9 protein-coding genes are annotated in these 10971 nt (G+C 44.2%); all 9 read right to left on the minus strand.

The window, feature by feature from the left end:
* Positions 1–195: 195 nt before the first annotated feature.
* The gene (locus BCU12_RS20350; protein WP_102406160.1) at positions 196–1602 is read right to left on the minus strand and encodes an O-antigen ligase family protein; all 1407 of its coding nucleotides are present in this window, start codon (positions 1600–1602) and stop codon (positions 196–198) included.
* Between the two features lie 6 nt (positions 1603–1608).
* Positions 1609–3054 carry an oligosaccharide flippase family protein gene (locus BCU12_RS20355; protein WP_102406162.1) on the minus strand — a complete coding sequence of 482 codons (1446 nt, stop codon included), beginning with the start codon at positions 3052–3054 and terminating at the stop codon, positions 1609–1611.
* A gap of 81 nt (positions 3055–3135) precedes the next feature.
* Positions 3136–4335, minus strand: a complete 1200-nt coding sequence (locus tag BCU12_RS20360) for a glycosyltransferase family 4 protein (RefSeq protein ID WP_157939892.1) — start codon at positions 4333–4335, stop codon at positions 3136–3138.
* Positions 4336–4345: 10 nt separating this feature from the next.
* Positions 4346–5539 carry a glycosyltransferase gene (locus BCU12_RS20365; RefSeq protein ID WP_102406165.1) on the minus strand — a complete coding sequence of 398 codons (1194 nt, stop codon included), beginning with the start codon at positions 5537–5539 and terminating at the stop codon, positions 4346–4348.
* Between the two features lie 152 nt (positions 5540–5691).
* Positions 5692–6750, minus strand: coding sequence for a glycosyltransferase family 4 protein (locus tag BCU12_RS20370; RefSeq protein WP_102406167.1), 1059 nt, complete (start codon positions 6748–6750; stop codon positions 5692–5694).
* Complete coding sequence (locus tag BCU12_RS20375; protein ID WP_102406169.1) at positions 6731–8215, minus strand: sigma-54 dependent transcriptional regulator; 1485 nt, start codon at positions 8213–8215, stop codon at positions 6731–6733. Before BCU12_RS20375 ends, BCU12_RS20370 begins: the two co-directional genes overlap by 20 nt.
* A 118-nt stretch (positions 8216–8333) precedes the next feature.
* A complete protein-coding gene (locus BCU12_RS20380) occupies positions 8334–8789 on the minus strand; it encodes an Hpt domain-containing protein (protein ID WP_102406171.1) in 456 nt (151 codons plus the stop codon).
* A gap of 185 nt (positions 8790–8974) precedes the next feature.
* Complete coding sequence (locus tag BCU12_RS20385; protein ID WP_102406173.1) at positions 8975–9661, minus strand: AAA family ATPase; 687 nt, start codon at positions 9659–9661, stop codon at positions 8975–8977.
* On the minus strand, positions 9661–10971 hold a 1311-nt coding region (locus tag BCU12_RS20390; protein ID WP_198599400.1), incomplete at its 5' end, for an SLBB domain-containing protein. The genes BCU12_RS20390 and BCU12_RS20385, both read right to left, overlap by 1 nt.

The raw sequence follows: 10971 nt of genomic DNA on the forward strand, positions 1-10971 counted from the left end.
TCTATTACACAGATTGTGCCAACTTAATAAATCATTTAAATACAATGGGTTAGCTTTGTTGTGTTGGTGATTATTCAATTAAGAAACGTGTTTCTCAATTTGAGAATTATTTTGACTGTTCTTTTCGGGCACAAGTTGGACTGCTTATGCTCTAGGATAAGAAGGCATCATGTAAACATGCGTAATAGAAATAGCTTAAGTTGCATTAGTTGCATTAGTTGCATTGGTTGCATTGGTTACTTCTGTCGTGGTCTGTTCCTTTGCAATATTCGCAACAGCGACAGTGAGCGCCGCGAGAATATAGATGGGCCAGTTGAATCCTTGAGTTAGAAACGTACCTGAGACGATGGTGCCAATCAGGCCGGCATAAACCGCGTTGGCGGCGACTGTCAGGTTTGCTGAATAGAGTTCGGGTTGGCTTTTTATTTCTGCCAGCGTATTGCGAGCACTCAAGATCAATGAAGTTATGAAGATGACAAAAATCGTAAGGCCTAAAAATCCTGTCTCGGCAAGTACGCCAAACCACGTACTGTGTACCGCATGATTCAGGCCATCCCAATGGGGGCTGTAATAGAAGTAGTTTACGTAGAAGTTGTCGAGTCCCACACCGGTTAATGGGTTATGTAACGCCATCTTAAATGCCGCTTCCCAGGCGTAAAGTCTGCCCATGGCGGAGGCATCAATCCCGGCTTCTGCTGCACCTCCAGACGCTCGGTCGGAAATACCTGCCGCAAAATACAGTACCAGTGCCCCTATACTCCCTAACGAGAGTAATAAGACTTTAGAGCGAATAAGCTTAATGGCGTAAATACCTATAACTGCAACGGATCCTAATAACCCCCCTCGACTTTGCGTCGCGATCACTGCACTCATGAGCAAGCAGGTTGTGACGAAAGCAATGAAACGAGTGCTCACGGGAATTTTTCTATTGGTGACAAGTCCGATTGCAAAGGCGAGCGGAAACATAAGAACCAAAGAAAGGTCGTTAGGATCACCCAACATTGACCCTAAATCACGACCAATGGTGACACGTGTGCCTTCGACCAAGCCAATACCATTCACAGAGTTAGAAATCGCGACAGAAGCAATGAGTGCGCCTGATAACGTGATTAACATGCTGGCACGACCAATGTTTTTATCATTATTGACGAGCCACGCGATAGCTAACGTCATTACAATGATCTTCCAATAGATCGATTTGAAATTGGCCACCGCAATCCCAACATTGGACGCGAACACGATGCCAATGATGACCAGTGCCCAAAAAATGGCGAGCCAAGTGAGTGAACGGTGCCAGTAAACTTGAATCGTTCTACTGATCAAGGTGTGCCAAAGTAAAGCCGACAAGGCCCCCAGAGATAATAGAAGAGGAATCTTCAGAGAATAGAGCGCGGGTATTGCTTCGTGAATGCGAAAAAAAGAGAACAAAACAAAAAGCATGACAAGCCAAAAAGTTTGGCTCAATGCAAATAAAGCGGCGAAAGGCAACGCTGCAATAACAATAGGAATGGCAGGGTGAGGAACGAAGTACCACGCAGCCGCAATAACCGCACACAAAGATACGATGGCTAAAATGGATGGCAGACGTTGTTGATTGTTCATCAGTGCTTAAGCTCGTTTTAGAATTAGGTTGGCAACATTCGGCAGCTTGAATGCGCTAAACATATTGAAACGATAGGCGACAAGCACGTTAAAGGCCACGCCCATGGTTGCGGTTGCTATTAACCATAATGACGTACCTATTGTAAGGTTTATCGCTAAACAGCCTAACGTGTTCGCTATTATTAATAGTAGTGCATGATATTGATAAGGAAGTGGATTTAGCTTTTGGCTATAGAAAAGCAACAGTGCGGCGCGCGAAACCTGTGCAATTGAAATGGCTATGATCACGCCCCAGATGCCAAGTTCCCCAAACACCAAAGTTGATGTTAATACCCAACTGAGCGTCAGTCCTAACAAGGTACAAATAATGTTGATGTTTAGAACCCAATGCGTTTTTTTCTGGTTAAGAATTCCAATGTTTACTAGCTCTGCGAGTTCCTTGAACAAGGCCATGACGATAACACCGGACACTAGCGTCGCTGCATTGAGGTAAGCGGAAGGAAGGGCTGCACTAATAAACAGCTGGCTAAAGCTGCCAACGGCCAATGCAAGTATCGTGATGTATAGAATTCCAACTTGTGTCACTTGCACGGTATAGCTTGCTCCTTTTTTGGATAGAGCGTTAAAACGTTTTGGCATCCACCACATTCCAAAGGGTTGAACCAATATACACATTGCGAGTGAGAACTTTGCCGCGACAGCATAGTAACCAAGCGTCTCAATGGACACTGAGAGACCGATGATCCATTTTTCTGCGCCACTTAACCCAAATGCAACGAGAGTAGAAAGCATCAATGGGGTCGAATATCGCAACATGGCGAGCAAATGATTTAACCCAGCCCAAACCCAGTTAAATCGATTAACACCATGCAAAATGACAAGTTGAATGAGCGATGTAACCACACCGACTGCGAAGATGTTAGTGACCGATGGAGTGTAAAGCAAAACGAAGATAACGCCAGATACCTGTAATACACTGCTCAAGATGCTAATTACAAAGAATGTTTTCGCTTTATCCTGGAAGCGTAACCATGCTGTACTGATCCCAAGTGCACTTTCAAAAGCCAGCACTAAAGCAATGAGTGAGATGTTTTGTGTTGATAAAATGCCTTCGGAGGAAGGAACAAAGAAAAGCCCAACGGAAACTGTGACCCCAACCGCTGCAGAGATCACCACCGCATAGGTGTACAATTCACACACTTTTTTAAATTGCAGATTCCGCTCTATAATCTCGCCAACGAACCGGTATAGGTTCTCATGCATAGCGAAACCCACCAGTAGGCTAAGGAATACCGTAGTAGTTGCAAGCAGCTCAAGTTGTCCTAGTTGGTCGGGTGACAAATAACGCGCTATAAACGGCAGCATTATTAATGAAATGCCTTTCGCAAGAAACAAGCTAACGGCGTAAATCAGCATATTTGATATTGATTTTGGTAACTGAATCAATTTCATAACTTGTCCCTTAATAAAATGATACGGCGTTTTAAACGCTACTTTGATGAAAGCTATTTAACACTGAATAGAATGTGGCACTTAATCTAAAGCATGCTCGTGGTCGTGTGTGCTTGGATGATCGCTCAACCTTGGGTGGTTGAAGCCATTTATGATGGATCGATAACTGTTCTCTGCTTGATAAGAGAGCGAGATTTGATAAGCGCCAGACCCCAGTTGTTCAACGAGTGTTCGGTCGCTATTTGCGTAAACCAGCGCGTCGGCTAACGAACCTGCATCATCGGCGGCGTATTTAATGCAATTGACATTGTGAGTGAGCACGGTGTCCCAATAAGCCCCATCTCTTGGAATGATAATGCACATGCCCGCCGCCATCGCTTCTAAAATCGACAGTCCAAAAGGTTCATTCTGGCTCGTGGAAACGAAGATATTGCTTCGACTGCGTATCTCGTCTAAATGACTCGGTTCCTGATACCAGCGAAAATGAGCCATAGAAACAGGGGCTTTACAAACAGACAGTGAGCTATCAACAGGCCTAATAAAACAGACATTTGCAGCGATAGGGCAAAGATCTTCAATCGATCGAGATGCGTCGATGAATAAATTGAGTCTCTTCCATTTCAATAATGAAGCGCACCAGAACACAGTAGGGAAGTCGTATTGAACTCGGCTAGGCCAGTTGTGTTGCGCGATTCCGTTTTCGAATCTTTCGTATTGACCACTCTGAATGATTAGATTCGTTGCATGATAAGCTTCAACGTTCGTCATTTTCGACTTCTGATAGTGGTTGATCGCCTTGTGGATGCTGCTCTTGGCTGATGTAAGATAGAACACGCTATCCGCAATGGTCAGGCAGTACCCAATTGAGCGAGACTTGGCAACAGGGCCATGTATAAACTGCATCACTGCTATTCGAGTAATCTTTTTTACGAGATAAAGGCTCATGTCGACCCCTGGTCCAGAGGTACCAACGAGTGCATTTACTTTCGTGATGCGAAGCATGGTTGCTAAAAGAAAAAGCATATAGATACATTGTTTAAGCCAGTACAGCTTGCCACATTCAATTTTTGATAATGGCTTTAATTCTGGCAATTGTACGAACGCCACATCATGATGCTCTGCAAAAAAACTGTTATCCCAAGAGCCTTGGTGAGCCGTAACAATGGTATATTTTGTTTTCGATTCACTGGTCAATGACAGTGCTTCTCTTGTTGCTATTTTAGACCCACCTAAAAAGGCAGTAGGGTCAAAGATAAGGTAATGATTTTGTGTCGGTTTCATGATCATCTCCTTATGCAATTCGATTCGAAAGGAAAGTACGGATAGGGCTCATTGCTTGCCAAACCGTTGTTGTAGGTTGTCGTGTTTCTGACATTACTTGGCTGTAAACCTTCTCGATCCCACGAGCATTGTGCACAGCAGTGTGCGTGTCTAAAATATGTTGACGAGCCATTGAACCTACTGTTTTCGAACTATTTGGGTTTCTCACTACAGCCCGCATTGCATTGACGATCGGTGCTGTGCTGTTGTTTTTGTAAAAGATAGCGTTCTTTTTGTGGGTTAAAATTTCAGGTATACCCCCTTCAAAAGGCGCGATAACAGGAAGCCCAGCAAGCGCCGCTTCCGCAACCACGAGACCAAAAGCTTCTTGGCGCGCGCCACTTACAAATCCATTCACTCCTTTTAACCACCCCATGACATGTCTCTGTTCGCCAACAAAGTGCACATTATCTGATAGGTGCAGATAGTCGGCTTGTTGCTCAAGGTTCTCACGTTGTGGGCCATCACCAATCACGACTAAGTGGACGTGCGGGTATTCAAGAATCAGATGACGAAGGGCGAGTAAAAGGCGATCGACACCTTTTCTGTGAATCAGTGAGCCCACAGTCGCAAACGTAAACGAGTTTTCATCTATATTTAGCGCTTTGTTCACGTCTATTTTCGGTTGTTTTTCTAGACGTTCAACATCGATGCCATTGTGAACGATAGATAGACGTTCTTGAGGGTATCCATCTTTCACCAATTGATGAGTAATGGCTTTACTCACGGCGATGATGTGAGGAGAAAAATGCAATCCTAGTGTTACACGGTCACGTGCCGAGTAATCAGAATGAAGTTGTGTCACCATAGGCGTGTTGGTTACCTTCGCCACAGTGTACATCCACTGACAAGGCGCACCACTGTTGACATGAATAAGGTCAACTTCTGCCTTAGCAATGTAGGCTTTTGCACTTTTAACTTGTTCAAACCAAGATCGAACATTAAATCTCGGGGTTTTCCACCCCAATAAGATCGAGAATTCTTCCAGCTCGCTGTGAATACCCAGCGATAGAACTTCTTGGTGTAGAGAAGGATTGTTTGTTAGAACGAATGGCGTAAAACGAACACGATCAATATTTGTAATTAGGTCCAACAGACATTGTTCGCTGCCTCGTAACCAGTCATCACCGTAGTGAACAAATAAAACGTTTTTGGTCGTTTTCATATTTACCCCTTAATTCAATCTAATACTGAATTTTGATTTCTAATAGGGGTATTGCAATTGAGATGCCAATAGTTGCTTTAAGGTAAGTTGTTGTTATTAAATGCTAAATGGATTTATTTTAGTTTGGTGAAATACGATTCTCATTTTGAGAATCAAATCTGATAGATCTCCAAAAGCTGTGGTAGGACACTTAACGTCGAATATTCTTTCTCAATAGTGAGTTGTGCTTCATTTCGGATGCAGTCTTTTTCCGTTTCACTCATCGCTTGCCATACGTTCAGTTGGCTACTCAGTTCGTCTGGATATGTCTCAATAAACCCATTCACTTTATGTGCAATTAATGAGTGTAAATCGCCGACATCGGTACAGAGAAGTGGAATACCACGAGACATAGCTTCAAGTGCTGACATGGGTAAGCCTTCGTATCGCGAAGGGATCACAAGGAAACCAATTTTTCCCCATAATAGCTCCATATTGGTTTGATGGCCGTGGAAGGTTAGGTTTTGCGGCGCGATGGCTTTCAGCTCGATTTCCATAGGACCACTTCCGTAGCAATGGAACTCTAGATTTGGGTTCTGTTTAGCAAGGTTGAGGAATCGGTCAGGCGCTTTCTCATGACTCAGCCGCCCCACAAATGCAATTTGATTCCCTGTTGACGGGGTTACGGATTGTATGTCGATAAAGTTATTGAGGCGATGCGAACGGGCAGGGAGCTTGCGCTGAATAAGTTTGCTAACGGACAAGCGAGCATCTGATATGGCTGAACTATAACGATCAACGAGATCGTAAAACCAAACTTTTCCTGTTGGGGTTTCACCCGCATGATAGGTGGAGACTTGTTTAAACTTTATCTTAGAGAATATTCGCGCCAGCTTACTGATGATATTCGCTTTGTAGCCGTGAGAATGAATGAGGTCCGGTTCATGAAGCGCTATCGCTTGAACTAGCGACTGATAAGTATTATTGGAAGGGTAGGATTTGTTTAGGTAGAAAAACGGGATATGCACTAACTGCAGCTTTTCGGCGAGCATTGCTGGCTCTTTATAGGAATGGCTGAACACGACAGAAACGTCGATATTCATTAACCTCAGCCCTTTAGCAAGCTCCAAAACATGTGTTTCGATGCCGCCAAAGGTTAGGCTATCGATAAATAGCCAAACCTTTTTATTGCATGTGTCACTTGCGCTCGCTTCAGACGGTACTGCTTTCATCTTCGGCTTCCCAAGCCTGTTTCTTTCTGTAGACCGTTGACGGACTTAGCTCTAAGAGTACCGCAGCATTAAGTACGTTTCCGTCGCAGTAGTTAATGGCATTTTGTATGGTCTCTCTTTCAATTTGCCACATTGGACGAATTGCCGTCGGGTTTGCTGGCGTCTCAGGTAACTGAGTGTCGTTCGCCAACGCTGGTTCAGCAAGGCTAGGAGCAAGCAACGCTTCCTGAGCGGGTGATGGTTGCAGGGTTTGAAGTGATGCAGTTGGTGAAGCCTTCGAACTTGCCTTGGTTTTTTGATTCAGTATCTGAGCGGGCAAATGTTCAACCGCGAGTTTCGTTTCGTTATTTAGTACAACGATGTTACGGATGATGTTCTGAAGTTGTCTCACATTACCTGGCCATTGGTACTGTTTCAGCAAGTTTTCCGCGTCTTTATTGATACCAGAGAATTTTTTACCGTCTTCTTTTGCATAGAGCTTTAGAAAGTGATTAGCAAGTACAGCGATATCACCTCCGCGCTCGCGAAGTGGTGGCATCTCAATTGGAACAACATGAACACGATAGTACAAATCTTCTCTAAAGCGACCTTCCTCAACTTCGAGTAGAGGGTCTCGGTTCGTTGCGCATAAAATTCTAACGTTGACTTTCTGTTCTTTAGTTGCACCGAGTGGGGTAAAAGTGCCGGTTTGTAAGAAGCGCAGAAGCTTTTTCTGCATCTCTAGATCCATTTCGCAGAGTTCGTCTAAAAAGAGTGTGCCTCCGTCTGCAAGCGAAGCCGCCCCTTTACGATCGCCGCTCGCGCCCGTAAATGCGCCTTTAACATGGCCAAATACTTCGCTCTCCATCAGATCTTTCGGAATCGCTCCACAGTTTATAGCGATGAATGGCATTTTTTTACGCTGACTCTCTTTATGAATGGCTTCAGCGCATACCTCTTTACCCGTTCCACTTTCGCCATTAATGAAAACACTGGCTGTCGTTGGTGCAACAGAGTCAATGGTCTTATACACCGCTTGCATTGGCAGGCATCCACCAAGAAAACCGTGGAATCGGTTACGATCAAACTTTGCTTCAATATCTTCGACTAAATGCTCAAGCTTGGCTTGTTTTAAATGAAGCGTAATGGAAGTTTTGAGTCGGTCGGCTTTAATCGGCTTTTCGAGGAAATCTTTGGCGCCTTTTTGAATCAGGCCTACAGCTATATCGACAGAGCCATGTGCGGTGGCGATCACCGCTGATGTCGGTATCTGATTTTCAGATATCCAATCGAGAATGTCTTCACCTGACATGTCAGGAAGTTTCAAATCTAAAATGATGAGTTGGGGAACATTTCGTTCAATGAATGCGATGGCTTCGCGACCCGTTTCGACATGAAACAAATCGTAGGGTTCATCTTTAACATATTGTTTGTAAAGTACGGCAAGCGATGTTGAGTCTTCTACTAGTAGTACCTTGGGTCTCATCGGCTACGTCCTTGTGGTCATTATATGAAACATCAATCTTATAGTGTTTAGCATAGCTTTAATGATAATTGAATCGTGATTATCTAAATTATTGTTCAAGCACCAATTTAAGTCACCGTTAACTAGAAGATTCAGAAAATCCAAGCTCTTTTCTCAGTGAAATTGCGCTGAGTGATTTCCTAGCGACGTTTTGAAGCGAATCGACTTTTTCAAACGCTTGTTCTGGTTTCCCCTCTAAACAGAGTCTTTCGATTTCGCGAGCCGAGCGTGAAAGCACGTGATTACCAAGGGCGAGGGCAGAACTGCCTAGGGTATGGGTTTCGAACTCAAGCTGTTCCAAATTTTTATCGGACAGTGCGAGATCGATGTTATTCAGACGCAATTGTGATTCTTCTAGGTAGTGGTCGATAAGAATAGGAATCACATCTGCACTCGTGTCTTTGATCATTTGAGTCAATATCGATTCATCTACAAACGCTTCTATTTCCAAAGCAGGGTTATTTAGCGGCGTTTGCTCCTGAATCCCAATATCATCGGTATTCGTTTGTTTGTTAGGTGGTGGCTGTTGATTCATTCATCACTCCATTTTTTAACGTTACCTAATAAGAATAAGTGAATTTTTTCAATTAGCTGCGATAAGAGTACAGGTTTCGACAAATATTTTTGTGTTCCTTTCTACGCTCTTGCTACGTATTTGCTTCGGTCGATATACGAATCAAAGCTCGATCGGTTACTACGATAATAAAAACGTGCCTGACATTATGCGGACTGAGATAAGAATTCGTTTCGAAGTAAATAGCGTCCAATTGACTGACGAATCTTTTTAGGCAGAAAAGGAATCCTGTTAATTTCTCGCAGTATCTCCATGCTTAATGTTGGTTGATCTTTGACGTTAAGCACAGTGCCCAGCAAATCAATCTTTTGGCTGTTTAACAGTTCGATAGCCTTTTCTATTTGCCCCGATGTGGTATCGCCACCCTTAACGACAAGAATGGTTTTATCGCAAGCGCTCGCCACACTTTGTGCGGGAATATTTCTATGGTTGACCTGAAGAAGTGGCGAGGTATCGACAATCACACGATCAAACTGACTTTCCCATTTTTTGACAGCATGGCCCATAAACGTAGGATCTTTATAGGCAAGTTGTGTGGATTGATCGCCCGGTATTGCAACGCCAGTAAACAATTGATGACTGTCTACATGTTCTATCCATTGAGTATCATCGTTAGACTCGATGGTCAGTTCTTTGAAAGCCGGATTGAACATATTGAGGTCTACCAATAACGCCTTGTGACCTGCTAAAAGGTAACGCTCAGTTAATGCCGTTGCAACAGAGGTAACACCTTCATCAGATTGACAGGCCGTTATACAAAGCGACTTACAACTGGCCATTTCTGCCGCGAGATAAATCTGTTCAATTTCGGCATGGGTCGATGGAATGCTCATTACAATGCTCCTATTAATACGATGGTCGTCGTCAAGCGTAGGATATCTTCCAAACCCACTCGTGCCTTTTCAATTAGGCTCTCACGACGGTCAGGAATGAAGATTGTGTCGCCTGCACGTATAACAGGTAGCTGATAGATGTTGGCGGTTTTACTGAACTCGGTTAAATCGAAGGTACGAGCCTGCCCCTGACAACACGACATGTTAACGACGGATATTTTTTCGATAAACGCGTTCTCGCTTGGGCCGCCCGCTTCTGCAAGAATGTCGAGTATCGTCATATTGTCATTGAAGTTGTATCGACCTGGATTGTTGATCGCACCGAGCACTCGAACGGTCGATTCTTTTGATGTGTCTAACCAGTTCTTATCTTTCTCTGGGATATAGATCGTATCGCCCATAGTGACGTTGGGTAACAGATTCTCATCACCTGTTTCAAAATAGAGTGAAAGATTAAGCTTGCTCACCTGTGAATAGGTTTTGTCGCGGTGGGTAATGCGTATGTTGTGAATGTCGGCATCTTTTGTTGGGCCGTCTGCCGCAGACAGAATATCAAGAAAGTGCATCTGCTTCGTAAATCGATAACGACCGGGAGCGTTGACTTGACCAAATACGTAAATAGACGCATCAGAACTTTGGCGTACCCACTGGGATTTATTATCTGACGGGTCTTGCGGTAAATCGTGAACGCGTATGATTGAACCCGCTGCAATACGCGGTAGTTCAGACTGTTGTGCACCGTTTTGGATGAAATCGTCTAGGTCAAACACGACCAGCTTTTTCTTCGCGTCGATGACTTCTATTTTCGTGGTATCTGCTCTAAGGGTCGGGCCACCCACATGAGCCAGTAAATCCATAAGATCCATTTCATCTGACCATTCTATACGCCCAGGACGTACAACTTCGCCCATGACATTAACCGCTCTGCTTGGCGCTATTTTTAGCCAAGATTTCTCATTCATGTCGGTTTTCTCTGGAACAAAAATCGCGTCGCCAGCTTTAATCGCTGGTGGTTTGGCACCTTTCAATCCTTCAGTGTAGGCCGTTAGGTCGAAAGGAACGACCTGACCATTCGCTTTGATAACACGAATCTGACGAGATTCAGCGAAACGGGTTGGCCCACCGGCATTCGCGAGGATGTCCATAAAGGTCGCACCTTTTTTACCTTCGTACGCACCAGGCTCGGCAACTTCCCCCATAATGTAAACAGTATTAGATCCAGAACGAATCTCTTCTTCTTGCTTAGGCACAAAGATCGTTGCGCCAGGTGTTAAAACGGGTAACAAATCCGCATCGCCACTGTCTAGGTA

This window comes from Vibrio sp. 10N.261.55.A7 (genome assembly GCF_002877365.1).
Taxonomy (GTDB): Bacteria; Pseudomonadota; Gammaproteobacteria; order Enterobacterales; family Vibrionaceae; genus Vibrio.

Excerpts from the sequence above, each read along its gene's own strand:
- BCU12_RS20360 (WP_157939892.1), bottom strand. The coding sequence starts at position 4,335 with ATGAAACCGACACAAAATCATTACCTTATCTTTGACCCTACTGCCTTT.
- BCU12_RS20370 (WP_102406167.1), bottom strand. The coding sequence starts at position 6,750 with ATGAAAGCAGTACCGTCTGAAGCGAGCGCAAGTGACACATGCAATAAA.
- BCU12_RS20350 (WP_102406160.1), bottom strand. The coding sequence starts at position 1,602 with ATGAACAATCAACAACGTCTGCCATCCATTTTAGCCATCGTATCTTTG.
- BCU12_RS20380 (WP_102406171.1), bottom strand. The coding sequence starts at position 8,789 with ATGAATCAACAGCCACCACCTAACAAACAAACGAATACCGATGATATT.
- BCU12_RS20365 (WP_102406165.1), bottom strand. The coding sequence starts at position 5,539 with ATGAAAACGACCAAAAACGTTTTATTTGTTCACTACGGTGATGACTGG.
- BCU12_RS20375 (WP_102406169.1), bottom strand. The coding sequence starts at position 8,215 with ATGAGACCCAAGGTACTACTAGTAGAAGACTCAACATCGCTTGCCGTA.
- BCU12_RS20385 (WP_102406173.1), bottom strand. The coding sequence starts at position 9,661 with ATGAGCATTCCATCGACCCATGCCGAAATTGAACAGATTTATCTCGCG.
- BCU12_RS20355 (WP_102406162.1), bottom strand. The coding sequence starts at position 3,054 with ATGAAATTGATTCAGTTACCAAAATCAATATCAAATATGCTGATTTAC.